This window comes from Sinomonas atrocyanea, from assembly GCF_030812675.1.
GTDB classification, from domain to species: domain Bacteria; phylum Actinomycetota; class Actinomycetes; order Actinomycetales; family Micrococcaceae; genus Sinomonas; species Sinomonas atrocyanea_B.
On the sequence record NZ_JAUSTE010000002.1, the window covers coordinates 28,319 to 51,970 of the forward strand.

General features: G+C 72.8%; 20 protein-coding genes. 3 read left to right on the plus strand and 17 right to left on the minus strand.

Features of this window, described 5'->3' with window-relative positions; all coding sequences use genetic code 11:
* Nucleotides 1–13 precede the first annotated feature (13 nt).
* The 11 genes from cobA to J2W20_RS03970 form a co-directional block, all read right to left on the minus strand.
* Entirely contained in the window at nt 14–1,243 is a 1,230-nt protein-coding gene (gene cobA, locus J2W20_RS03920; RefSeq protein ID WP_307004781.1) for a uroporphyrinogen-III C-methyltransferase, read from the minus strand.
* Complete coding sequence (locus J2W20_RS03925) at nt 1,240–2,130, minus strand: ABC transporter permease (RefSeq protein WP_307004783.1); 891 nt, start codon at nt 2,128–2,130, stop codon at nt 1,240–1,242. Before J2W20_RS03925 ends, cobA begins: the two co-directional genes overlap by 4 nt.
* Entirely contained in the window at nt 2,120–2,845 is a 726-nt protein-coding gene (locus tag J2W20_RS03930; protein WP_307004784.1) for an ABC transporter ATP-binding protein, read from the minus strand. Before J2W20_RS03930 ends, J2W20_RS03925 begins: the two co-directional genes overlap by 11 nt.
* 14 nt (nt 2,846–2,859) lie before the next feature.
* Nucleotides 2,860–4,047 (minus strand): ABC transporter substrate-binding protein, encoded by a 1,188-nt coding sequence (locus tag J2W20_RS03935; RefSeq protein ID WP_307004785.1) that lies wholly within the window; start codon nt 4,045–4,047, stop codon nt 2,860–2,862.
* A gap of 299 nt (nt 4,048–4,346) precedes the next feature.
* Nucleotides 4,347–6,566, minus strand: a complete 2,220-nt coding sequence (katG, locus tag J2W20_RS03940; protein ID WP_373457961.1) for a catalase/peroxidase HPI — start codon at nt 6,564–6,566, stop codon at nt 4,347–4,349.
* Nucleotides 6,567–6,828: 262 nt separating this feature from the next.
* Nucleotides 6,829–8,199 carry a sulfate adenylyltransferase subunit 1 gene (locus tag J2W20_RS03945; protein ID WP_307004789.1) on the minus strand — a complete coding sequence of 457 codons (1,371 nt, stop codon included), beginning with the start codon at nt 8,197–8,199 and terminating at the stop codon, nt 6,829–6,831.
* Complete coding sequence (gene cysD, locus J2W20_RS03950; protein ID WP_307004791.1) at nt 8,199–9,149, minus strand: sulfate adenylyltransferase subunit CysD; 951 nt, start codon at nt 9,147–9,149, stop codon at nt 8,199–8,201. Before cysD ends, J2W20_RS03945 begins: the two co-directional genes overlap by 1 nt.
* Entirely contained in the window at nt 9,146–9,892 is a 747-nt protein-coding gene (locus tag J2W20_RS03955) for a phosphoadenylyl-sulfate reductase (protein WP_373457956.1), read from the minus strand. The genes cysD and J2W20_RS03955 overlap by 4 nt, the downstream gene beginning before the upstream one ends.
* Nucleotides 9,856–11,598, minus strand: coding sequence for a nitrite/sulfite reductase (locus J2W20_RS03960; protein WP_307004795.1), 1,743 nt, complete (start codon nt 11,596–11,598; stop codon nt 9,856–9,858). Before J2W20_RS03960 ends, J2W20_RS03955 begins: the two co-directional genes overlap by 37 nt.
* Nucleotides 11,599–12,050: 452 nt before the next feature.
* Nucleotides 12,051–13,268, minus strand: coding sequence for an MFS transporter (locus J2W20_RS03965; RefSeq protein WP_307004798.1), 1,218 nt, complete (start codon nt 13,266–13,268; stop codon nt 12,051–12,053).
* The gene (locus J2W20_RS03970; protein WP_307004799.1) at nt 13,265–14,056 is read right to left on the minus strand and encodes a sirohydrochlorin chelatase; all 792 of its coding nucleotides are present in this window, start codon (nt 14,054–14,056) and stop codon (nt 13,265–13,267) included. Before J2W20_RS03970 ends, J2W20_RS03965 begins: the two co-directional genes overlap by 4 nt.
* Before the next feature lie 70 nt (nt 14,057–14,126).
* Here J2W20_RS03970 and J2W20_RS03975 point away from each other — a divergent pair, with 70 nt between their 5' ends.
* Entirely contained in the window at nt 14,127–14,564 is a 438-nt protein-coding gene (locus J2W20_RS03975; RefSeq protein WP_307004801.1) for a hypothetical protein, read from the plus strand.
* Nucleotides 14,565–14,930: 366 nt separating this feature from the next.
* A complete protein-coding gene (locus J2W20_RS03980) occupies nt 14,931–15,854 on the plus strand; it encodes a hypothetical protein (RefSeq protein ID WP_307004803.1) in 924 nt (307 codons plus the stop codon).
* A 108-nt stretch (nt 15,855–15,962) separates the two neighbouring features.
* On the opposite strand, the gene J2W20_RS03985 is transcribed toward J2W20_RS03980, so the two are convergent.
* The 4 genes from J2W20_RS03985 to J2W20_RS04000 are packed head-to-tail and all read right to left on the minus strand — an operon-like array spanning nt 15,963 to nt 20,236.
* Nucleotides 15,963–17,066 carry a polyprenyl synthetase family protein gene (locus J2W20_RS03985; protein WP_307004805.1) on the minus strand — a complete coding sequence of 368 codons (1,104 nt, stop codon included), beginning with the start codon at nt 17,064–17,066 and terminating at the stop codon, nt 15,963–15,965.
* Between the two features lie 10 nt (nt 17,067–17,076).
* A complete protein-coding gene (locus J2W20_RS03990) occupies nt 17,077–18,408 on the minus strand; it encodes a geranylgeranyl reductase family protein (RefSeq protein ID WP_307004807.1) in 1,332 nt (443 codons plus the stop codon).
* 17 nt (nt 18,409–18,425) lie between these two features.
* Entirely contained in the window at nt 18,426–19,199 is a 774-nt protein-coding gene (locus J2W20_RS03995) for a demethylmenaquinone methyltransferase (RefSeq protein ID WP_307004809.1), read from the minus strand.
* A 20-nt stretch (nt 19,200–19,219) separates the two neighbouring features.
* The gene (locus J2W20_RS04000) at nt 19,220–20,236 is read right to left on the minus strand and encodes an L-idonate 5-dehydrogenase (RefSeq protein WP_307004811.1); all 1,017 of its coding nucleotides are present in this window, start codon (nt 20,234–20,236) and stop codon (nt 19,220–19,222) included.
* A gap of 169 nt (nt 20,237–20,405) precedes the next feature.
* Here J2W20_RS04000 and J2W20_RS04005 point away from each other — a divergent pair, with 169 nt between their 5' ends.
* Complete coding sequence (locus J2W20_RS04005; RefSeq protein ID WP_307004813.1) at nt 20,406–21,755, plus strand: isochorismate synthase; 1,350 nt, start codon at nt 20,406–20,408, stop codon at nt 21,753–21,755.
* Between the two features lie 89 nt (nt 21,756–21,844).
* Here the strand turns inward: J2W20_RS04005 and J2W20_RS04010 are convergent, their stop codons facing one another.
* Both J2W20_RS04010 and J2W20_RS04015 read right to left on the minus strand, forming a co-directional pair.
* Complete coding sequence (locus J2W20_RS04010; protein ID WP_307004815.1) at nt 21,845–22,651, minus strand: amino acid ABC transporter ATP-binding protein; 807 nt, start codon at nt 22,649–22,651, stop codon at nt 21,845–21,847.
* The gene (locus J2W20_RS04015) at nt 22,648–23,649 is read right to left on the minus strand and encodes an amino acid ABC transporter permease (RefSeq protein ID WP_307005433.1); all 1,002 of its coding nucleotides are present in this window, start codon (nt 23,647–23,649) and stop codon (nt 22,648–22,650) included. The genes J2W20_RS04010 and J2W20_RS04015 overlap by 4 nt, the downstream gene beginning before the upstream one ends.
* Nucleotides 23,650–23,652: the final 3 nt, after the last annotated feature.

The window sequence follows — 23,652 nt, forward strand, 5'->3', positions numbered from 1 at the left end:
CTTCTTCGGGTCTCTAGCGGTTCGTGGAGAGCGAGGCGTAGGCGATGTCCGACGGCGCGTACGGGCTCACGCGGACGACGTCGCCGATCACGATCACGGCGGGATTCGCGACGCCGACGGCGCGGGCCCGATCAACGATCGTACCCAGTGTGCCGACGGTGACGCGCTGCTCCGGGGTCCAGCCGCGCTCGACGATCGCGACGGGCGTCGACTCCCCCAGCCCGCGCGAGCGCAGCATCGCCGCGGAATCCGCGAGGCGGCGCACGCCCATGAGCAGCACGATGGTGTGGTCGGGCCGCGCGGGGAGCTCGGCGAGCTCGTCGTGGCCCGTGGCGACGCTGAACCCGGTCGCGAGGCCCCGGTGGGTGACCGGGATCCCGGCGGCGGCGGGCACGGACACGGCGCTCGTGACGCCCGGGACCACCTCGACGTCGACGCCGTGGCGCCGGCAGTACTCGGCCTCCTCGCCGCCGCGGCCGAGGACGTAGGGGTCGCCGCCCTTGAGCCGGACCACGACGTGGCCGGCCTGCGCCTCGCGGACGAGGATCGCGTTGATCTCCTCCTGGGTGGCGGTGTGGGCGCCGGGGGCCTTGCCGACCTCGATGACCCGCACGCCGTCACCGAGCTCGTCGAGGAGGCCGCGGGGGCCGAGGCGGTCCGCCACGACCACGTCCGCCTCGGCGAGCAGGGTCCGTCCCCGGACGGTGATGAGCCCGGTGTCGCCGGGGCCGCCGCCCACGAGGGCCACGCGCCCGGCGCCGTGCCGGCTCCGGCGCAGCGGGAGCTTGCCGGTGCGCAGCGCGAGCACCACGGCGTCCTTGAGCGCCTTGGCCCGGCGCGGATCTCCCCCGGCGTTCACGGCGACCGTCACGTCGTCCACCCGGGCGGTTGCCGGCGTCCACGCGGCGGAGGACTCGTGGTCGGCGGCGTTGACGCACCAGACGCGGCGCTCCTCGGCCTCGGCGGCGACGCGCGCGTCCACCGCCGGCACGCCGGTCGCGGTCTGGACGAACCACGCGCCCTCGAGGTCGGCCGTCTCGTAGCCGCGCCGCTCCCAGGCGACGAGCCCCGCCTCAGCCAGGCGCACGACGTCGGCCGCCGCCTCGGGCGCCACCACGGTCACCTTCGCGCCGGCGTCGAGCAGGCCCTGGGCCCGGCGGCCGGCGACCTTGCCGCCCCCGACCACGAGGACGTCCCGGCCGAGCAGGCGCAGGGAGGTGGGGTACAGGTCGATGCCGCTCATCGCGTGCCTCCGGTGAGAAGTCCGCGGCGCTGGAGCATGCGCCGCTCGATGGGTCCGAACACGGACAGTTCAATGAGGATGCCGACCACGAGGATCGTCAGGATCGCACTCATGACCACGCCCATGTCGCTGAGCGTGCGCCCCTGGTCCAGGAGCGAACCGAGCCCGAACCCGAGCGTGCCGCCCACCGCGATGATCTCCGCGGCCATGAGGGAGCGCCACGAGAAGGCCCAGCCCTGCTTGAGCCCGGCCACGTACCCGGGCAGGGCGGCCGGCAGGATGACCTGGAGCGCGAGCTCGGCGCGGGACGCGCCGAGCACCTTCGCGACCGAGCGGTACTGCGGCGGGACCTGGTCGATCCCGGAGATGAGCCCGTTGACGATCGAGGGGATGGCGCCCATAAGCACCACGAAGTACACGGTGGCGTCCGTGAGCCCGAACCAGATGACCGCGGCGGGGACCCACGCGACGGACGGCAGGACCTGCAGGCCGGAGATGAGCGGCCCGAAGGCCCGGCGCAGGGTCTTCACCTGGCCGAGGAGCAGCCCGAGGGGGGTCGCGACGACGACGCTCACGGCGAAGCCGAGCAGGCCGCGCTGGAGGGAGGTCACTACGGCCTCCTGCGCCCTGCCCTCGCTCCACAGCTGCCCGAGCGAGGCGGCGACGTCGAGCGGGCCCGGGACCAGGTCCCGCCGCTTGAGCCCGAGCGTGACGTAGAGCTGCCAGGCGAGGACGAGGAGCACGACGGCGACGAGGGGCAGGAGCACGCGGGAGAGGTCCCGGCTGCGCCGCACGGTGTCCGACTGGAGCTCGTCGAGGCCCGCCTCGATGGCGGCGAGCTCGGCGTCGAGGGAGGCCGGCTCGGTGAGGGTGGGGTTACTTGGCATGGCGGGCGATCTCCTGCCGGAGGCGGGTGGTGAGCTCGTTCGCGAGGGCGGCGGACGCGCCGGCGTCCTGCTTCACGGTCTCCGGGACCGGCCACTCCGCGACGACGCGGCCCGGCCGCGAGGAGAGCAGCAGGATGCGCTGGCCCAGCCGGACGGCCTCGCGGACGTTGTGGGTGACGAAGATGATGGTCCGGCCGGTCTCGCGCCAGATCCGGGTGAGCTCCTCGTGGAGCAGGTCGCGGGTGATGGCATCGAGCGCGGCGAACGGCTCGTCCATGAGGAGGACCTGGCGGTCCTGGGACAGGGCGCGGGCGAGGGCCACCCGCTGGCGCATGCCGCCGGAGAGCTCGTGCGGGCGCTTCTCCGCCGCCTCGCCGAGGCGGACGAGGTCGAGGAGCTCGACGGCGCGCCCGCGCCGCTCGCCCTTGGGCACGCCGCGCAGGCGCAGGGCGAGCTCGATGTTGCCCCGGGCAGTGAGCCACGGGTACAGGGCGGCGTCCTGGAACATGAACGCGGCGCCGTCCGCCGGCACCTCGAGCGCGCCCGCGCTGGGCCGTTCGAGGCCGGCGATGATGTTCAGCAGCGTGGACTTGCCGCAGCCCGAGGCGCCCAGGAGCGCGACGAACTCTCCCTGGCCGATCGAGGCGGTGACGCCGTCCAGCACCGGAGTGCCGGCGCCGAAGCGCTTGCCGAGGTTCTCGAGCACCACAGTCATGGCGGGGTCCCTTCTCAGTCCTGGCCCAGGCCGGCGGCGCTGGCCCTGGCGTGGCCCGCGCCCTCCTGGGCGAGGACGGCGTTGAGGGCGCGCAGGTCGAAGAGGCCGTGGAGGTCGGCGGCCTTGGTGACGCCCGCGGTGACGCCGTCGGCGAGGAGCCTGGGGTAGGCGCCCGCGAGCGGGTCGGTGGTGAACGTGATGTTGGCCAGGGCGCGCTCGACCACGTCCGCCGGCAGGGCCGACCCGGCCGCCTTGGCGAGCGCCGCGTTGACGGCCTTCGCCTTCTCGGCGGCGGATGCACGGTTCAGCCAGTCGACGGCGGCGACGTGGCCCTTGAGCAGGGCCTCCACGGTCTGCGGGTGCGCCGCGGCGAAGGCCCGGTTCACCACGAGGATGGTGGTCGGGAAGAGGCCGGGCTTGCCCGTGCCGGTGCCGTCCCACCGGTCCTTCTCGTCCACGAGCACCTTCGCCCCGGCCTGCAGGACGAGGCGGGAGGACCAGGGCTCGGGCAGCCACGCGCCGTCGATGGTGCCGTCCTGGAAGAGCTTGAGGGTCTGGGCGTTGTCGGTCGGGTTGACCGTGACGTCGCCGCCGCCGTTCGGGCTGGCCTTCAGGCCCTGGGACGCGAGGTAGGCGCGCAGGGCCACGTCCTGGGTGCCGCCGAGCTGGGGCGTGGCGAGGGCGGCGCCCCGGAGCTGGTCCGGACTCGTGATGCCTGGCCGGACCACGAGCTGCGCGCCGCCGGCGGCCGCCCCGGCAATCACCGAGAGGGACTCGCCGTGGCTCTGCACAAAGGAGTTGATGGCCGGGCTCGGGCCGAGGTAGGCCGCGTCGATGGCGCCGGCGTTGAGCGCCTCCACCGCGGCGGGGCCCGCGTTGAACACCTGGGTGGTCAGGGAGTCCGTGCCGGCGGCCTTGAGGGCGCCCGCGATGAGGCCGTCCTGGACGCCCACGAGCGCGGGGGCGTGCGTGACGTTGCCGAAGAAGCCGAGCCGCAGCTGCGGTGCGGGGGCCGCGGCGGCGGAGGCCGGCGTCGTGCGCTGCTCCCCGCCGGTCACCGCGGCGGCGACCGCGGTGGCCCCGCCGAGGAGGGCGACGGCGACGGCGGCGCCGATTCCGAGCGCGAGGCCGCGGCGTCGCTTCGGTGGGCCCGAGTCGGCGGTGATGCGGATGGTGCCGGGGGTCTTGGTGGTCTCGCTCATGTGCGGGAAGTCCTTGGTCTCGCAGGTCGTCAGGTCTCGGATGGGGCCTATCGACGGGCCCGACATCGGGGCATTCGCACCGTGCGGGAGGAGGTCTGCGGGATCATGCGTTCCAGCATGGACGAGCCCCTGCGGGCCGCCCAAGGGTGAGTTCACGCTCGGTCACGCGGAGTCACCGGGAGTCATGTGGGGGCTACGGCGCAGGCACCGCGACATGCAGCGAGGGCGGAGCCTGCGGGGTGCAGGCTCCGCCCTCGGAGCGGCTGAGCGGTCAGCGATGGGCCGTCATCGGCCGGGCATCAGCGCAGGTCGAAGCGGTCGGCCTCCATCACCTTGGTCCAGGCGGCGACGAAGTCGTCCACGAACTTCTGCCCCGCGCCGCTACTCGCGTACACCTCGGAGAGGGCACGCAGCTGCGAGTTGGAGCCGAAGATGAGGTCCGCGGCCGTGGCGGTCCACTTGAGCTGGCCGGTCGCGGCGTCGGCGATCTCGTACACGTTCTCCTCGGTCTCCGAGGCCTTCCACCGGGTGCCCGGGGAAAGCAGGTTGACGAAGAAGTCGGTGGTGAGCGCCCCGGGCCGGTCGGTGAGGACGCCGTGGGCCGAGCCGCCCACGTTGCCGCCGAGGACCCGCAGCCCGCCCACGAGCACGGTCATCTCCGGTGCCGAGAGGCCCAGCATGTAGGCCTTCTCCACGAGCAGCTTCTCCGCCGGGGTCTTCTCCCCGGGGCGGAGGTAGTTGCGGAACCCGTCCGCGCGCGGCTCGAGGTAGCCCACGGACTGGACGTCCGTCTGCTCCTGGGTGGCGTCGGTCCGTCCGGGCCGGAACGGCACGGCCGCCTCGAAGCCGGCGTCCCGCGCGGCCTTCTCGACCGCCGCGGCGCCGCCGAGCACGATCAGGTCCGCGAGGGAGGCCTTCTTCCCGCCTGTCTGGGCCGCGTTGAACTTCTGCTGGACGCCCTCGAGCGCCCGCAGTGCGGCGTCGAGCTGCTCCGGCTCGTTGGCCTCCCAGCCGCGCTGGGGCTCCAGCCGGAGGCGGGCCCCGTTCGCGCCGCCGCGCCCGTCCGTCTTGCGGAAGGTCGAGGCCGAGGCCCAGGCCGTGCGCAGGAGCGTCTCCGCCGGGAGTGCCTCGAGCAGCTGGGCCTTGAGCGCGTCGACGTCCGCCTCGTCCACCAGCTCGTGGTCCACGGCCGGGACGGGGTCCTGCCAGACCTGCGGCTCGGGCACCCAGGGGCCGAGCATGTGCGGGCCCACGGGCCCCATGTCGCGGTGCAGGAGCTTGTACCAGGCCTTCGCGAACGCCTGGGCGAACTCGTCGGGATGCTCGAGGAAGCGGCGGGCGATCTTCTCGTAGGTCGGGTCCACCCGCAGCGCGAGGTCGGTGGTGAGCATGGTGGGCCGGTGCTTCTTCTCCGGGTCGAACGCGTCCGGGATGATCTCCGGCGCGTCCTTCGCCACCCACTGCCAGGCCCCGGCGGGGCTCTTGGTCAGCTCCCACTCGTAGCCGAAGAGGATCTCGAAGAACCGGTTGCTCCACTCGGTGGGCCGGTCGGTCCACGTGACCTCGAGGCCCGAGGTGATCGCGTCGGGGCCCTTGCCGCTGCCGTAGTTGCTCAGCCAGCCCAGGCCCTGGGCCTCGAGGTCGGCGCCCTCCGGCTCGGGGCCCACGTGCGTGTCGGCGGGCGCCGCGCCGTGGGTCTTGCCGAACGTGTGGCCTCCCGCGATGAGGGCGAGGGTCTCCTCGTCGTTCATCGCCATGCGGCCGAAGGTCTCGCGGATGAACACCGCCGCGGCCGCCGGGTCCGGGTTGCCCTGCGGGCCCTCGGGGTTGACGTAGATGAGGCCCATCTCCGTGGCGCCGACCACGGGCACCATCTCGTCCTTGCTGACGTAGCGGTCCGGGCCGAGCCAGGTGTCCTCGGAGCCCCAGAAGATCTCCTCCGGCTCCCACACGTCCTCGCGGCCGAACGCGAAGCCGAACGTCGTGAAGCCCATGGACTCGAGGGCCACGTTGCCGGCGTACACGAGCAGGTCAGCCCAGGAAATCTTCTGGCCGTACTTCTGCTTGACCGGCCAGAGCAGGCGGCGGGCCTTGTCGAGGTTGGCGTTGTCGGGCCAGCTGTTCAGCGGGGCGAAGCGCTGGCTGCCGTCGCCGGCGCCGCCGCGGCCGTCGAACACGCGGTACGTGCCGGCGTCGTGCCAGCTGAGCCGGATCATGAGGCCGCCGTAGTGGCCGAAGTCGGCGGGCCACCAGTCCTGCGGGGTGGTCAGGACCTCGGTGATGTCCCGCTTGAGGGCCTCGAGGTCGAGCGTGGAGAACTCCTCGCGGTAGTTGAAGCCCGCCCCGAGCGGGTTGCCCGCGGGGTGGTGGGCGTGGAGCACCGAGAGGTCGAGCTGGTTCGGCCACCAGTCGGAATTCTTCCGCGGGTGGTCGGTCTTGGCCGTGGGGGCCCCGATGGCGGGATTCTCGCTCTCGCTGCCGCTCGACGTCGCGCTGCCCTGGGCCGCGCTGTCATGCATCACCGGGCATCCGCCCTGCTGGTTGTCGGTCATCTGCTTCCTTCCTCTCCCGAGGCAGGCCTCGGATTCGGGGCAAACCGGTTACGGTGGGCCTTCGACTGCAGGCGACAGGGCCGGCTCCGGGTGCACGGACTGCGGAAGGTGCGGCCGCGGCGCCGTCCTGTTCTCTCCCGACGCTAGCAGCGTGAGCTGGTCGGCGCCTGTCACACGTCCACAGGCCGGACGGTGGAGCGATAGGACGGCGGACGCCGACGAGTGTGCCTCAGATCCAGTACCGCTCGTCCTCCGTGTCGCCCGGGTGCTGGCGGACCATCCCGGCGGCGAGGGTGCTGCCGTCCTGCGGGTCGATCACGAGGAACGCGCCCGTGCGGCGGTGGGCAGCGTACGGCTCGAGGGGCAGCGGGGCGGCCAGGCGGACCTGGACCTCGCCGATGTCGTTGAGCCCCAGCTCGGACGCGGGCGCCACCTCGAACGAGTCCAGGTCCAGCTTCCCGGTCACGGCGCGCACGAGCCCGCGCACCGTGGAGGTCCCGTGTTTGACGAGCACCTTCGCGCCCTCGCGCAGCGGCTTGGCGGACAGCCAGGCCACGGACCCATAGAGGTCCGCGGTGCTCTCCGGCAGGGTCCCGGCGGCCGCGATCGTGTCGCCGCGGGCCACGTCGAACTCGTCCGCGAGCCGCAGCGCCACGGACAGGGGCGCGGCGGCCTCCTCGAGCGAGCGGCCGGCGACGTCGATCCCCACCACGGTCGTCTCCCTGGCGGTCTGGCCCGGGGTCACCACCGAGACGCGGTCGCCCACGTGGATCACGCCCTCCGTGACCTGCCCGGCGTAGGCCCGGTAGTCGCGGAACGCCTCCTCGTCCAGCCCGGGAGCCAGCGCGCCCTGGGGGCGGATCACGGTCTGGACGGGGAACCGGAACGGCTCCTGAGCGTCGCCCAGCTCGTCCGTGCTCGGCAGGGACTCGAGCAGCTCGATCAGCGTCGGGCCCGTGTACCAGGCGGTGCGGCCGGAGCGGTCCACGATGTTGTCGCCCTCGAGGGCGGAGACCGGGACGGCTACGGCGTCGCGGAGGCCGAGCTCGGAGGCCAGCCGCGCGACGTCGTCCGCGATGGCCGTGAAGACCGGCTCGGAGAAGTCCACGAGGTCGATCTTGTTCACGGCGACCACCACGTGCGGGACCCGCAGGAGCGCGGCGACGGAGAGGTGCCGGCGGGTCTGCTCGAGCACGCCCTTGCGCGCGTCGATGAGCAGCACCACGGCGTCCGCGGTCGAGGCGCCCGTGACCGTGTTCTTGGTGTACTGCACGTGGCCGGGGCAGTCGGCGAGGATGAACGTGCGCCGGTCGGTCGCGAAGTAGCGGTAGGCGACGTCGATCGTGATGCCCTGCTCGCGCTCGGCGCGCAGGCCGTCGGTGAGCAGCGCGAGGTCCAGGCCGCCCTTCTCGCCGCCGAAGCCGCGGGCCTCGGAGGTGCGGGCCACGGCGTCGAGCTGGTCGGCGAGGATTGCCTTGGAGTCGTGGAGGAGGCGGCCCACGAGGGTGGACTTGCCGTCGTCGACGCTCCCGGCGGTCGCGAAGCGGAAGAGGGTGCCCTCGGCGAGGGTCGTCTCGGCGGTCTCAGCCAGCGTGCTCATCAGAAGTACCCGTCCTTCTTGCGGTCTTCCATCGCCGCCTCGGAAATGCGGTCGTCCGCGCGGGTGGCCCCGCGCTCGGTCAGGGTCGAGGCCGCGACCTCGCGCACCACGTCCGCCACCGTGTAGGCGTCGGAGAGCACGGCGCCGGTGCAGGACATGTCCCCCACCGTCCGGTACCGCACGGTGCGCACGACGACGTCCTCCCCCTCGCGCGGCGGGCTCACCTCCCCCACGGCGCGCCACATGCCGTCGCGGACGAACACGTCGCGCTCGTGCGCGTAGTAGATGCTCGGCAGCTCGATGCCTTCGCGCTCGATGTAGCGCCAGATGTCCAGCTCGGTCCAGTTGCTGATCGGGAAGGCCCGCACGTGCTGGCCGACGGTGTGGCGGCCGTTGTACAGGTTCCACAGCTCGGGGCGCTGGTTGCGCGGGTCCCACTGGCCGAACTCGTCGCGCAGGGACAGGATGCGCTCCTTGGCGCGGGCCTTGTCCTCGTCGCGGCGGCCGCCGCCGAACACGGCGTCGAACCTGTTGCGCTCGATCGCGTCCAGGAGCGGGACGGTCTGGAGGGGGTTGCGGGTGCCGTCGGCCCGCTCGGCGAGCTCGCCGCGGTCGATGAACTCCTGCACGGAGCCGACCACGAGCTTGAGCCCCAGCCGGGCCACGGTGCGGTCGCGGAAGTCGAGGACCTCGGGGAAGTTGTGGCCTGTGTCCACGTGCAGGACGGGGAACGGGATCTTCCCGGGCCAGAAGGCCTTGGCGGCCAGGTGGAGCATGACCACGGAGTCCTTGCCGCCGGAGAAGAGCATGGCGGGGCGCTCGAACTCGGCGACGACCTCGCGGATGATGTGGATCGACTCGGCCTCGAGCGCGTCGAGGAGCGGCAGTGCCGGAGCCGCTCCCGGGGCGGCCGTGCCGGCTCCGGTGGTCTCTACTACGTGAGTGCTCATACGTGGAGTCCGCATTCTGTCTTGTCGGTGCCGGACCAGCGGCCGGCTCGGGGGTCCTCTCCGGGGGCGACGGCCCGGGTACACGGGGCGCAGCCGATGGAGGGGAACCCCTGGGCAAGGAGGGGATTGACGGGCAGGAGGTGGTCTTCGGAGTGCTGCACGAGCTGGTCGAAGGACCAGCCCGCGACGGGGTTGACCTTGACGAGGCCGTTCTTCTCGTCCCAGGCCACGAGCGGGGTGCTGCTGCGGGTCGGGGCCTCGTCGCGGCGCACCCCGGTGAACCACAGCTCGTACCCGGCCAGCGCGGCGTGCAGCGGCTCGACCTTGCGCAGCGCGCAGCAGCGGCCGGGGTCCCGGGAGAACAGGTCCTTGCCCTCCGCGGCGTCCTGCTCGGCGACGGTCTGCTTGGGCGTGACGTCGACGATGGTGACCCGCAGGTTCTCCGCGACCTCGTTGCGGGTCTGGTACGTCTCGGGGAAGTGGTAGCCGGTGTCGAGGAAGAGCACGTCCACGCCCGGGAGCTGCTCGGCCACCAGGGCCGGCAGGACGGCGTCGGCCATCGAGCAGGCGACGGCGGTCGCGTCCACCGCGAAGTTCCGCGCCACCCAGCCGATCACCTCCTGGGCCGAGGCGTCCCAGCCGAGCTCTGCGGCGCCGGCCTCGGCGAGGGCCTTGAGCTCGTCCTGCGAGCGCTTCGTCGTGGCCGTCACTGGAGGGCCTCCTCGTCCGCGGCGTGGGCCCATTCGGCGAAGGTCTGCTCCTCGCCCGCTCGCTCGGCGAGGTAGCGGCGGGTGACGCGCTCGACGTAGTCGGGCAGGTCCTCGGCGGTGACCTTGAGCCCGCGGACGGTGCGGCCGGTGCCGGCCTCCTCGCGCGAGTCGGAGGCGAGGCCGCCGCCGAGGTGCACCTGGAAGCCCGGGGTCTGGCCGCCGTCGCCATCGGGCAGGAGCTGGCCCTTGAGGCCGATGTCCGCCGTCTGGATGCGGGCGCAGGAGTTGGGGCAGCCGTTCACGTGCAGGGTCAGGGGGCGCAGGAGCCGGTTGGCCGCGTCGTCGCCGTCCTTCTCGGGCGCGAAGCGCTGCTCGAGCTCGTCGATGGCCGCGGTGGCGGTGTCCTTGGTGTCCACGATCGCGAGCTTGCAGAACTCGATGCCGGTGCAGGCGATGGTGGAGCGGCGCCACGGGCTCGGGTTGGCATAGAGGCCGAGCTCCTCGAGGCCGGCCACGAGCGAGTCGACGCGGTCCTCCTCGACGTCGAGCACCACGATCTTCTGGTGCGGGGTGGTGCGCAGCCGGGCCGAGCCGTGGGCCTCGATGAGGTCGGCGAGCGCGAGGAGGGTCTGCCCGGAGACGCGGCCCACGGTGGGGGTCGCGCCGATGTAGAAGCGGCCGTCCTTCTGCCGGTGCACGCCCACGTGGTCGCCGGGCGTGGCCGGCTTGGCGGCGGCGGGCCCGTCGGGCAGCGGCGAGGCGAGGTACTCGGTCTCGAGCACGTGGCGGAACTTCTCGGCGCCCCAGTCGGCCACGAGGTACTTCAGGCGGGCGCGGTTGCGCAGGCGGCGGTAGCCGTAGTCGCGGAAGATGCTGGTCACCCCGACCCACACCTCGGCCGCGCGGGAGGGCTCCACGAAGGCGCCGAGGCGGACGGCGAGGTGCGCCGAGGTGGAGAGCCCGCCGCCGACCCAGAGGTCGTAGCCGGGGCCGAGCTCGGGGTGCACCACGCCGACGAGGGCGAAGTCGTTGATCTCGTGCACCACGTCCTGGGACGGGTGGCCCGTGATCGCGGTCTTGTACTTGCGCGGGAGGTTCGCGAAGGACTCGTCGCCGATGTAGCGGTCCGCGATCTCGCGGATCTGCGGGGTGGGGTCGAGGATCTCGTCCGCGGCGATGCCGGCCACCGGGGACCCGAGGATCACGCGCGGCACATCGCCGCAGGCCTCGGTCGTGTGCAGTCCGACGGCCTCGAGGCGGCGCCAGATCTCCGGGACGCTCTCGATCTCGACCCAGTGCAGCTGGATGTTCTGCCGGTCGGTGATGTCCGCCGTGCCGCGGGCGAAGTCGCGGGAGATGCCGCCGATCACGCGCAGCTGCTCGGTGGTGAGCGCGCCGCCGTCGATGCGCACGCGCATCATGAAGTAGCGGTCCTCGAGCTCATGCGGCTCGAGCGTGGCGGTCTTCCCGCCGTCGATCCCGGGCTTGCGCTGCGTGTAGAGGCCCCACCAGCGGAAGCGGCCGTGCAGGTCGGTCGGGTCGATGGAGTCGAACCCGCCGGCGGCGTAGATCGACTCGATCCGCTCGCGGACGCTGAGCCCCCCGTCCTCCTGCTTCCAGGCCTCGTTCGGGTTGAGCGGGGCGGTGCCGTCCACCTTCCACTGCCCGTTCGGCTTGGCGGCACGCGGGCGTGCTGGGCGCGCGGAGTCGGTGCGCGGGTGCGTGGCGGTCTCTGTCATGCGTTCGAGGGTACGGAGCCTCGCACCCGGCCTCCACGGCGCTGCAACGCTGGGTCACCCGGGGACGCATTTCGTCGCACAGGGCGCCGATGCCGGCGCACTCCTTGACTCCCGCCCCACCCCCGTTCCGGGTACGCATCTCGTCGCCCTTTCGGCGTTTCGGGTACGCATCTCGTCGCCCTTTGGGCGATTCGGGAACGCCGCCGTCGCCTCCGTGCGCCTCCCAGGGCCTCCCCGGGGCCTTCCGTCGTCTCCGCAAGCGGCCCGTTCACGGGGCTCGGACATCCTGGTGGCGCGCACGACGCCGGGTGGGGCGCCGCGCGCGGCCGGGGAGCCCGCCGTCGTGCGTACCCGAGAGCCGGAAAGGCCGCCGAGATGCGTACCCGGAAGGGGAAAAAGACGACGAGATGTGTACCCGAAACGGGGAAAGGGGGTGGGCGGCGCGGGCGGCGTCAGTGGGAGAACGACGTCCACGGGTGCGTGGCGCCATAGCGCCTGAGCCACAGGGCGAGCCCCGCGCACACCAGGTAGCCGGCGCCCACGGCGAGCCAGCCGGCGTCGTACGAGCCGGTCGCGTCGGCCAGGACCCCCATGACCAGCGGCCCGAGCGAGAACCCCGTGTACATGCCGGCGGCGAGCACGCCGGACGCCACGCCCACCCGTTCGGAGGGCACCACCACGAGCACGGCCGCGTTCATGATCACGTTTGCGCCCAGCACGGTGGCCCCGTGCAGCGCGACGCCGGCCCACACGAGCCACGGCTGGTGCAGCGCGCCGGCTCCGAGCAGGCACGCGACGCCCACGATCGCCCCGAGCGCCAGGGCGAGCAGCAGCCCGGACGGCCGGGCGCCGCCGGCCATCCTGCGCCCCCACACGATGCGCGACGAGACCCCGACGATGCCCGAGACGCCCGCCGCGGCCCCGGCCAGCACGAGCGGGAAGCCGAGCTCGCGGACGGCGTAGAGCGGCAGGTACACGTTGGTGGCCTGCATCCCCAGGCCGGAGAAGAACGCGAACCCCGCGAACAGCCACATCGAGAACGGCAGGGGGCCGCCCGAGCCGCGCCGGGCGGCGGACCGGGGCCTCGCGGGCTCGGAGGGCACCTGCGCGAACCCGTACGCGAGCAGGCCGAGGGCGATCAGCGCGGCGAGCCCGAACGCGCCCTGCCACCCTAGCCACAGCGCCACCGCGGGGAAGAACAGCCCGGAGAAGAGCTGGCTCGCCTGCACCCCGGACTGCTTGATCCCGATCCACCCGGCCCGCTTGTGCGGAGGCACCGAGGTCACGATGACCCGGTTGGTGGTCGGATTGGAGATCGACTGCGCCGGCCCGGCGATGATCACCGCGGCGAGGAGCACCCAGAAGCTGTGCGCGAGCGCGGCGATGACGAGCGCCACGACCGTCCCGCCGAAGATCAGCACGAGCTGCGTGCGCGTGCCGGCCCGGTCGCTGAGGCGCCCGAGGGAGAAGCTGCTCACGGCGGCCGAGGCGAACACGGCCCCGGCGAGCAGGCCGAACTGGGACTGGCTCATCCCCAGCGAGGCCAGGATGAGCGGGCTCACCGCGCTGAGGCCGTAGTTGAGGATGGGCCCGACGCCCATCGCGGCGACCAGGACCACGAGGAGCCCGGCAGTCGCCCTCCGGGGTGCGTGTCCCGTCTCGGCGCTCACTCGGCCGGCTCGGCCGGGGTCGCCGGTTCCACTGGGGCGGCGGGCTCGACCGGGGCGGCCGGTTCCACCGTTCCGCTCGCCGCGTCGGCCGCGGCGAGCGCGGCGTCGTAGCGGTCCAGCGCGATCCGGGCGATCACGGGCGCCGGCAGCAGCGGCGCGGCGACGGCGTCGGCCCCGGCCTTCGCAAGCTGGTCGTGGAAGAACCCCGGCGCGAGGAGGTAGGAGGCGACGACGACCCGCGCGGCGTCGCCCGTCCCGCCAGCCTCCTCGGCGCGCAGCTCGGCGACCGCCTGCGGGACGCTCGGCGAGGCGCTCGCACCGTACCCGGGCAGGACACGGTTCGGGACACGGTGGCGGAGCATGTCGGCGAGGCGTTCGACGTCGGCCGCGGCCTGTGGGTTCGACGAGCCGGCGGCGGCGAGCACCACGGCGTCGTCCGCGCGGAGCCCGGCGTCGGCGAGGCGGGCCGCGAGGAGGTCGGCGAGCCGCTCGTCGGGCCCGAGGGGGCCCGCGGCGAGCGTGCCCGGCCGCGACGCCACCGCCCGGGCGATGTCGACCTTCACGTGGTAGCCGACGCTGAGGAGGAGGGGCACGACGACGGCGCTCGCCTCCGCGGGCAGCCCGGCGACGACGTCGGGCAGCTCGGGACCGTGCACGTCGACGTAGGCGTCCACCACGGTCAGGCCCGGGCGGGCGGCCCGGATCTCGCCGATGACGGCCAGGATCGCGGCCCTGCCCTCGGCGCTGCTGGTTCCGTGGGCGCATGCCACGAGGATGTCCTGGCTCATGTGCCGAGCGTACCGGCCGCCCGTTCACGCGGCCGAAACCCGCGGACGCCGCCCGACTAGGATGAAGCACATGAACGAAATGTTCCTGGAGAAGTTCCGCGCGCTTGTCCCGAAGTACCTCGAGGATCCCTGGAAGCCCGCAGACGGGATTTCGGAGAAGGAGCTCGACCAGGCCCTCGAGGAGCATGCGTTCACCATCCCGCAGGTGCTGCGCGAGTTCTACCTCGCCCTGGGCAACTCGGAGCTCATGGAGGCCTACCACTACTTCTGGGATCCCGAGGAGCTCGAGATCGACGACGAGGGCTTCCTCATGTTCCTCGAAGACGAGGAGGAGCAGTTCACCTGGGGGTTCCGCGCCGGCGACCTGCGCGTCCCGGACCCCATCGTGTACCGCAAGAACAACGCCCGGGGCGAGTGGGCCTCGGAAGACGGCACGTTCTCGGAGTTCACGTTCGACATGTTCGAGTGGGTCTTCAGCGAGGATGACGAGGAAGACGAAGAGGGCTGACACCACTCGCTTCAAACTGATTGACCAGTATCGCTGGACTTTTTACAGATCTGTCATATGCTTGTCAGTGGGTTCACTTCTTAGCCTCCAGTGAATCCGGGTGCGAACGGAAACGGTCCCGGGAATCGGCGCTAGCCGAGTCCCGGGACCACCCGTTTAACCGTTGTGGGGTTATGTCCCTCCGTTGAGGGGTCATGTCCCTGCGTTGAGGGGTCATGTCCCTGCGTTGAGGGGTCATGTCCCTGCGTTGAGGGGTCACGCCCCTAGGGCTGTGGAGGACAAACAGCGCCCCGTCATCCCGGGGTTCCAGCGCGGCACTGTGGATAACTCAGCGCAGGATCCCGGGAAGAGTGCCACCATTCCGGCATGACAACGCCCACCGCGCTCGAGATCATGCTCTCCTCATCGTTCACGTCGACCGAGGCCCAACGCCACGGCCTGGACTACTTCGACCTCCTCCGCCAGAACGTCAGGCACGTCAGCCGCGAGCTGTACCTCCCGGGCGATGGCGATCCGTCCCTCGCGGACCGAGTCCGGGCGCACCTCGCCGTGACGTCCGGATCGTGGGCGTCCCACAGGACGTCGGCCGCCCTGCACGGGCTGTGGCTCCCCGATCCGGCAGCCGACCACTCATTGCTCCACCTGAGCAAGCCCAGCCACCTGCCCAGAGTGAGGCGGGATGGAGTCGTGGGGCACCGTGTCCACGTTCTGCCGGACGAGGTCGTGCAGCTCGGGCCGGGCATCCTCGCCAGTTCGCCGGCCCGCACCTGGCTCGACCTGGGCAACGAGCTGGGGCCGGTCGCCCTCGTGGCACTCGGAGACCAGCTCATCCGCCGTCCCCGGGCCGATTTCGAGGGCCGGAGCCGGCCGCACTCCAGCAAGGACGCCCTCGCGGAGATGCTCCGCTGCCACCCGAAGATGAAAGGGGTCGCGCGGTGCCGCGCCGCCCTGGCCGACATGCGGGTCGGCGCCGACTCGGTCCCGGAGACCCTGCTCCGGCTCTGTCTCCTCGCCTACGGCTTCCCTGAACCGGAGCTGCAGATCGTCCTCAAGCCCTCCGACCGCTTCTCCTTCAGCGCGGACATGGGTTACCGGAGCATCCGGGTCGCGATCCAATACGACGGCGACCATCACCTCACCGACGAACAGCGCCGACGCGACGCTCGCCGGGACGCAGCCTTCCGCGCCGCAGGGTGGGTGGTCATCATCGTCACCGCGGAGGACCGCCGGGACGACTTTGCCCGAGTCCGCGCCGCCCTGCGCTCCCTCTTCGCAGCGCGCGCGGCCTAGCGACCCCTCACGACAGGGACATGACCCCTCAACGGTGGGACATGACCCCTCAACGGTGGGACATGACCCCTCAACGCGGGGGCGGGGGCGACGCGCGGGGGCGGGATGTCAGGCCCGGCGCTCCACCACCGCGTCGGCGAACGCCGCGAGCGAGTCCTTCACGACGCCCTCGGGCAGCGGCCGGAGGGCGGACTTCGCCGCGTCGGCCCACTCCCGCGCCACGGCCCACGACTGCTCGGTCACGGGGTGCGAAGCGATCTCCCCGACGGCGGCAGCGAGCGCGTCGTCGCCGGAGAGGTCCGCGTCCAGGAAGCCGAGGACGCGCTGGGCGGAGGCGTCGCCGTCGGCCGCGGCGCGGCGCAGCAGCAGCACGGGCAGGGTCGGGACGCCCTCGCGCAGGTCCGTCCCGGCGATCTTGCCGGAGGTGACCTTGCCGCCGGTGACGTCGATGACGTCGTCGGCCAGCTGGAACGCCACGCCCACCTTCTCGCCGTAGTCCACGAGCACCGACTCGTACTCGGACGGGGCGCCGGAGAAGATCACGCCGAACTGGCCGGCGGCGGCGATGAGCGAGCCGGTCTTGTCGGACAGCACGGAGATGTAGTGCTGCAGCGGGTCCTCGCCGTCGCGCGGGCCCACGGTCTCGTGCAGCTGCCCGAGGCAGAGCCGCTCGAACGTGCGCGCCTGGATGGACAGGGCGCGGCCGCCGAGGTCGGAGACGAGGATCGAGGCGCGGGCGAAGATGAGGTCGCCGGCCAGGATCGCCACGGTGTTGCCCCAGACCTCGTGGGCGGTGGGGGCGCCGCGGCGGTAGGGCGCGGAGTCCATGACGTCGTCGTGGTACAGCGTGGCCAGGTGGGTGAGCTCCACGACAGCGGCGGCCTGCAGCACCTCGGCCCGCTCGGAATCGCCCAGGTGCGCGGCGAGGATGGTCAGCAGCGGCCGGATGCGCTTGCCGCCGGCCTCCATGAGGTGCTTGCTCGTCGCGTCGGCGAGGGGGTCGGAGTTGGAGATGGCCTCGCGCAGGACCCGCTCGACCCGCGCCATGCTCGTGGTGATCGCAGGGCCCAGCTCAGCGTCCTCGGCAATGGCGGCGAAGCCGGCAGGCAGCTGCATGCCGGCGGCGATCGCCGTGGTGGTGGGAGGCGGCTCGGAGGACTCGGGGCGTCCGTGCCCCGCGTGCGTCCAGCGGCTGTCTGCAGATTCAGTCACGGTGTCAAGCCTAGCTTCCGGGGCGCGCTGCGGGCGCCGGGCGGGGTGGGGCGGTGTTCGACGTCGCGGGCACGAGCGCCTCGAGCACCCGGATCGCGGCGTCCGGCAGGCTCGTGCCCGGTCGGTCGGTGAGGTTGGCGAGCAGCCGCACCACGAGGCGCATGAGCGGCGGGACCGGCATCCCGGTGGCGAGCGCCGCGCGCATCGCGGCCGGGTGGCCGATCAGCGCCGCGAAGGCGCGCCCGAGCGTGAAGTGGCTCCCCCACTCGCGCCGGACCCGGTCCGCGTAGGCGCCCAGGCGACGGTCGACGTCGGCCTCCTCCGGCCGTGCCCGGCCCGCCGCGCGCTGGGCTGCTGCGGCGTCCACGAGGTGCTGGGCGGCGAACCGCCCGGACTCCATGGCGTACGAGATGCCTTCGCCGTTGAAGGGGCTGACCATGCCGCCGGCGTCGCCGAGGAGGGCCATGCCGGGGACCACGTGCGGGGTGCGGTTGAAGCCCATGGGGAGGGCTGCGCCGCGGATGGGCCCGACCTGGTTCTCCTCGGCGAAGCCCCACTCCCCGGGCATTCCGGCGGTCCATTCGCGCAGCACCTGGCGGTAGTCGAGCCTGCCGAACTCCTTGGAGGAGTTGAGGATGCCGAGCCCCACGTTGCAGGTGCCGTCGCCCACGCCGAACACCCAGCCATAGCCGGGCAGGGGCTTGCCGTCGGCGCCGGGCAGCTCGAGCCAGCCCTCCATCCAGTCGTCCTCGTGGCGGGGACTCTCGAAGTAGGTGCGGTAGGCCACGCCGAGGGGGCGGTCGTCGCGCTTGGCCAGGCCGCGGGACACCGCGGCGCGGGTCGAGTTGCCGTCGGCCGCGAGGACCACGTCGGCGCGGAAGTCGCGCGTCTCGCCGGTCTTCTTGCCGGCCTCGTCGAGGAGGTGGGCGCGGGCACCCACCACGCGGCCGGCGTCGTCCGTCAGCACCTCCGTGACCGAGTGGCCTTCGAGGATCTGCGCCCCGGCGGAGCGGGCGTGCGCGGCGAGGGCCTCGTCGAAGCCGAGCCGGGTGCGCACCAGGCCGTAGTCGGGGAAGCCGTCGAGGTCGGGCCACGGGAGCTCGAGGGTGCGGCCGCCGGCGATGAGGCGCAGGCCGCGGTTGCGGCGCCAGCCGTCCTCGGCGGCGTGCGGGAGCCCGAGCAGCTGGATCTCGCGCACGGCGCGGGGCGTGAGCCCGTCCCCGCAGACCTTCTCGCGCGGGAAGCGGGTCTTCTCGAGCACGGTGACGGGCACGCCCGAGCGCGCGAGGTGGTGGGCTGCGGTCGAGCCGGCCGGGCCGGCTCCGACGATCAGGACGTCCACGGTGGATCCGCCTCGCGTCAGCGGGACGCGGAGCGGCGCGCGCGCCGGACCTGGGCAGCCGCCCCGGACGGCGCCTCGGCGGCGGCGTCGGGCTTGTAGGCGCGGTGCACGGCCACGATCCCGCCGGAGAGGTTGCGGTAGGTCACGTCGGTCCAGCCGGCCTCGGACAGCCAGGCGGCCAGATTGTCCTGGTCCGGCCAGGCGCGGATCGACTCGGCGAGGTACACGTAGGCGTCCGGGTTGGAGGAGGCGCGGCGGGCGATCTCGGGCAGGGCGCGCATGAGGTACTCGACGTACATGGTGCGCCAGAGGGGGTTCACCGGGGAGGAGAACTCGGCGATGACGAGCCGGCCGCCGGGCTTGGTCACGCGCAGCATCTCGGCGAGGGCCTTGCGGGGGTCGGTCACGTTGCGCAGCCCGAAGCTGATGGTGACGGCGTCGAAGGAGCCGTCTGCGAAGGGCAGGTTGGTCGCGTCGCCGGCGATGAAGTCGATGTCGGGGCGGCGGCGCTTGCCCACCCGGAGCATGCCGAGGGAGAAGTCGCAGGCGACGACGTCGACCCCCGCGTCCGCGTAGGGCTCGGAGGAGGTGCCCGTCCCGGCGGCGAGGTCGAGGACCCGCTGGCCGGGGCCGGCGTCGACCGCATCGAGCACGATCTTCCGCCAGCGGCGCGTCTGGCCGAGGGAGAGGAGGTCGTTCATGACGTCGTACCGCGGTGCGACCTCGTCGAACATGGTGGCGACCTCGTCGGGCCGCTTCTCAAGGGATGCCCTGCTGCCTGCGCTGCTCACCCGCACCATTCTGCCAAACTTCAGAACCGCAGCAGGACCTTGGACGAGCCGGTGCGGCGGTCCCCCGCCACGCGGAAGGCTTCGACGGCGTCCTCGGCGGCGAACTCGTGGGTGAGGAGGGGCCCCACGTCGAGTCCGTCGGCGAGGTACTGCAGCGCTGCGGCCATCTCGTCGACGAAGCGGAAGGTGCCGCGGTAGTCCACCTCGCGGAACACGAGCGCGCCGAGGGACACCGGGATGTCCCCGGCGGGCAGGTTGCCGACCTGGACCACGGTGCCGCCCCGGCGGACGGCACGCAGGACGGCGGTCACCGCGGCGGGCGCGCCGGAGGCCTCGAAGACCACCTCGGCCTCGGGCAGCGCGGCGCCCCCCGAGAGGTCGACGGCCTCGTGGGCGCCCATCCTCCGCGCCACCTCGAGTGACGCCGGGGCGAGGTCTGCGGCGATGACGCGGGCGGCGCCGGCCCGGCGCGCGGCCGCGACGACGAGTGCGCCGATGGGGCCGGCGCCGTTGACCAGGACGGTGCGGCCGCGCACGTCCCCGGCCCGGCTGACGGCGTGGATCGCGACGCCGAGCGGCTCGGCGACGGCGGCCTGGCGCGTGCTCACGCCCTCGGGCACGGCGCGCAGCTGGCCCGCCGGGACCACGGTGCGGGCGGAGAAGGCGCCCTGGGTGTGCGGCCGGGACGCGGCGGAGCCGAGGTAGCGCACTGACTCGCACAGGTTGGGCCGGCCCTCCGTGCAGTGCGCGCACCGACCGCACACCGTGGCGGGGTGGACGGCCACCCGCTGGCCCACCTCGAAGCCGGTCACGGCCTCGCCGAGGGCCGCGATGCGCCCGGCGACCTCATGGCCGAGCACGAGCGGATCGCGCAGGACGCTCAGCCCCGAGGCGCCGTGCCGGAGGTAGGAGAGGTCGCTGCCGCAGATGCCGCCGTACTCGACCGCCACGACCGCGTCGTGGGGTCCGGGCTCCTGCTCCGGCACCGGATCGAGGCGCAGGTCCCCGGCGGCGTGGACAACGACGGCAACGCTCACGGGACCTCCTGTGCAGGGCAAGCGGACGGCCGTCAGGATAGCGGCGCCGCGCTCGTCCCGTCTACGGCGAGGCGGCGCCCCCGGCGGCTCCCCGCGCCCGCGGGCCTGCTCCCCGCGCCCGCGGGCCCGCTCCGGAGCCCTGCCGGTTACCGCGTAGGCTTGATCCATCATGAAGCACCCCTTGCGCGCCCTCACGGTCACTCTGGGCCCGGCCGTCCTCGGCGCCACCGACCTCGCCGCAGGCCTCACGGACGCGCAGGTGCAGTGCTGGATCCGCCGCGGCGAGGGCCAGATCGGGTTCGGCGAGACGGCCCGCTTCACGGCCACCGGCGCGGACCGGTTCATCGACGCCGAGGCGTGGTGGAAGCAGCTCACGCTCGAGGCCGAGGTGGTGGACCGCGTGGGCCACCCCGGGACCGGCCTGCTGGCATTCGGCAGCTTCGCCTTCTCCCGCACCTCCCACTTCCTCTCCCGCCTCGTGGTCCCCGAGCTCGTGATCGGCATCCGCGACGGCGCCGCCTGGGCCACGCTGGTGACCAGCGACGGGACCGAGCCCACCGACGCGGCGGTGCAGGCCGCCGTCGGGCGCGTCCTCGATCCCGCCGGCGGCTCGCGCGGCCCGGTCGCGGGGGGACGCACGACGGCGGGTGCGGGCTCGGGCACGGACCGCGCCGGCGGCGGGCCGGTGACCCTCTCCCCCGGCTCGCTGGGCGAGCAGCGGTGGATGGACGCCGTGGCCGCCGGGGTCGAGCGGATCGCGGCGGGCGGGCTCGAGAAGCTCGTCCTCGCCCGGGACATCGTGGTGCACCGGGGCGCCGGGATCGACCGGCACGAGGTGCTGCGCCGGCTCGCTGCGGCCTACCGCGACACGTGGGTGTACGGGGTCGACGGCCTGGTGGGCGCCACCCCCGAGATGCTCATCCAGGTCGAGGGGCGCACGGCGCAGGCCCGGGTCCTCGCGGGCACGATCGACCGCCGCGACGCCAACGGCCAGGGGCTCGAGTACGCGGAGCGCGTGCTGGCCGGCTCGCCCAAGCAGCGGCACGAGCACGAGATCGCCATCCAGTCGCTGACCACGGCGCTCGCCCCGTTCTCCGAGGCCATGAACGCCCATGACGAGCCGTTCATCCTCGAGCTGCCCAACGTGTACCACCTCGCCTCCGACGTGAAGGCCGAGCTCGTGGACGTGGAGGGGCACATCCCCACCTCGCTCGCGCTCGTCAACGCGCTGCACCCGACCGCCGCGGTCTGCGGCACCCCCACCTCCGTGGCCGGGGCGCTCATCCGCGAGCTCGAGGCGCTGGACCGCGGGCCCTACGCGGGGCCGGTGGGATGGCTGGACGCGGCCGGCAACGGCGAGTGGGGCATCGCGCTCCGCGGTGGGGTCATCGAGACGCCGACGTCTATGCGCCTGTACGCGGGCTGCGGGATCGTGGAGGCGTCCCAGCCGACTGCCGAGCTCGCCGAGACGTGGGCCAAGTTCCGGCCGATGCTCGAGGCCCTCGGCGTCGAGCGCTGACGCAGGACCCCACAAGCGGACGCCAGAGACCCCACAACCTCTTGGGGAGGTTGCGGGGTCTCTGGCCGCACTGTGCGGGGTCTTCGGCGCTAGAGGACCTTGCCGAGGAAGGCCTGGGTGCGCTCGTGCTGCGGGCTGGCGATGACGTCCCGCGGCTTGCCGGACTCCACCACGACGCCGCCGTCCATGAAGGTCAGGGTGTCGCCGACCTCGCGGGCGAAGCCGATCTCGTGGGTCACCACGATCATGGTCATGCCCGAGGCCGCGAGGTCCTTCATGACGTTCAGGACGTCGCCCACGAGCTCCGGGTCGAGCGCGGAGGTGGGCTCGTCGAACAGCATGAGCTCGGGTTCCATGGCCAGCGCCCTCGCGATGGCCACGCGCTGCTGCTGGCCGCCGGAGAGCTGGGCCGGGTAGTGGCCCGCCCGGTCGGACAAGCCGACCTGGTCGAGGAGCTCGAGGGCCCGCTTCTTGGCCGTGGCCTTGTTCTGGCCCTTCACCTGCACCGGCGCCTCGATGACGTTCTCGAGGGCGGTCTTGTGCCCGAAGAGATTGAACCGCTGGAACACCATGCCGATGTTGCGGCGCTGGCGCGCGACGTCCTTGACGGTGAGCTCGTGCAGCTTGCCGCCGTGCTCGCGGTAGCCGATGAGCTCGCCGTTGACCCGGATCCGCCCGGCGCTGATCGTCTCGAGGTGGTTGATGCAGCGCAGGAGCGTGGACTTGCCGGAGCCGGAGGGCCCGATGAGCACCGCCACCTCGCCCTGCCTGACCGTCATGTCGATCCCGCGGAGCACGTGGTGCTGGCCGAAGTACTTGTGCACGCCCTCGACGCGCACGATCTCCTGGGTCCCGGGGGCGACGCGGTGCGTGCCCTCGGCAGCTGCTGCGCTCATCGTCCGCTCTCCTCGATGTCCTTGCCGGCCACGGTGGGGCCGCCGGGCATGGTGTCCGACGCCGGCCCCAGGCCTGCCGCCGCGGCCTTCGCCGCCGCCGCATTCACCGGGGCGGGGACGAGGTTGTCCACGCCCTTGCCGTAGTACTTCTCGATGTAGTGCTGGCCCACCATGAGGATGCTCGTCACGAGCAGGTACCAGGTCGCCGCGACCATGAGCAGCGGGATGGGCAGGTAGGTGCGGTTGGCCAGCGTGTTGGTCACGAAGGTGAGGTCCAGCGTGAACGGCACGGCCAGGACCAGCGAGGTGGTCTTGAGCATGCCGATCGTCTCGTTGCCCGTGGGCGGCACGATCACGCGCATGGCCTGGGGCAGCACGATCCGCCACATGATCTTGGTCCCGCGCATGCCCAGCGCCTCGGCGGCCTCGGTCTGGCCCCGGTCCACGGACTTGAGGCCCGCCCGGAAGATCTCCGCGAGGTAGGCGGACTCGTTCAGGCCCAGACCGAGGACTGCGGCCCAGAAGGAGTTCAGCAGGTCCTGCGTGGTGAAGCTGAACAGCTCGGGGCCGAACGGGACGCCCACGGCGATCTTCGGGTAGAGCACCGCGACGAGGCCCCAGAAGATGAGCTGCGTGTAGACCGGGGTCCCGCGGAAGAACCAGACCCAGAACCAGGACGACCAGCGGAAGATCGGGTTGTCCGACTGGCGCATGAACGCCAGCAGGACCGCGAGCACGATCGCCAGGACCATCGAGAGCACGGTGAGCAGGAGCGTCCACCCGACGCCCCGGACCACGTTCACATCGAGGATGTACAGGACGTAGGTGTCCCAGTGGAAGTTCTCGTTCGTCGCCAGGCTCTGGACGGCCAGGGCCACGATCACGAGGATGACGGCGGCCCCCACCCACCGCCACGGGTGGCGCACCGGGACGGCCTTGATCAGCTCCGGTGCACCGCCCTTGGACGTCTGGACTGTCTCAGCCCGGTGTGTGGTCATCTC

What these genes read in the sequence shown, in the direction of transcription:
- cobA (WP_307004781.1), bottom strand. Translation starts at nt 1,243, where the DNA reads ATGAGCGGCATCGACCTGTACCCCACCTCCCTGCGCCTGCTCGGCCGG.
- J2W20_RS03925 (WP_307004783.1), bottom strand. Translation starts at nt 2,130, where the DNA reads ATGCCAAGTAACCCCACCCTCACCGAGCCGGCCTCCCTCGACGCCGAG.
- J2W20_RS03930 (WP_307004784.1), bottom strand. Translation starts at nt 2,845, where the DNA reads ATGACTGTGGTGCTCGAGAACCTCGGCAAGCGCTTCGGCGCCGGCACT.
- J2W20_RS03935 (WP_307004785.1), bottom strand. Translation starts at nt 4,047, where the DNA reads ATGAGCGAGACCACCAAGACCCCCGGCACCATCCGCATCACCGCCGAC.
- katG (WP_373457961.1), bottom strand. Translation starts at nt 6,566, where the DNA reads ATGCATGACAGCGCGGCCCAGGGCAGCGCGACGTCGAGCGGCAGCGAG.
- J2W20_RS03945 (WP_307004789.1), bottom strand. Translation starts at nt 8,199, where the DNA reads ATGAGCACGCTGGCTGAGACCGCCGAGACGACCCTCGCCGAGGGCACC.
- cysD (WP_307004791.1), bottom strand. Translation starts at nt 9,149, where the DNA reads ATGAGCACTCACGTAGTAGAGACCACCGGAGCCGGCACGGCCGCCCCG.
- J2W20_RS03955 (WP_373457956.1), bottom strand. Translation starts at nt 9,892, where the DNA reads ATGGGCCCACGCCGCGGACGAGGAGGCCCTCCAGTGACGGCCACGACG.
- J2W20_RS03960 (WP_307004795.1), bottom strand. Translation starts at nt 11,598, where the DNA reads ATGACAGAGACCGCCACGCACCCGCGCACCGACTCCGCGCGCCCAGCA.
- J2W20_RS03970 (WP_307004799.1), bottom strand. Translation starts at nt 14,056, where the DNA reads ATGAGCCAGGACATCCTCGTGGCATGCGCCCACGGAACCAGCAGCGCC.
- J2W20_RS03975 (WP_307004801.1), top strand. Translation starts at nt 14,127, where the DNA reads ATGAACGAAATGTTCCTGGAGAAGTTCCGCGCGCTTGTCCCGAAGTAC.
- J2W20_RS03980 (WP_307004803.1), top strand. Translation starts at nt 14,931, where the DNA reads ATGACAACGCCCACCGCGCTCGAGATCATGCTCTCCTCATCGTTCACG.
- J2W20_RS04005 (WP_307004813.1), top strand. Translation starts at nt 20,406, where the DNA reads ATGAAGCACCCCTTGCGCGCCCTCACGGTCACTCTGGGCCCGGCCGTC.
- J2W20_RS04010 (WP_307004815.1), bottom strand. Translation starts at nt 22,651, where the DNA reads ATGAGCGCAGCAGCTGCCGAGGGCACGCACCGCGTCGCCCCCGGGACC.
- J2W20_RS04015 (WP_307005433.1), bottom strand. Translation starts at nt 23,649, where the DNA reads ATGACCACACACCGGGCTGAGACAGTCCAGACGTCCAAGGGCGGTGCA.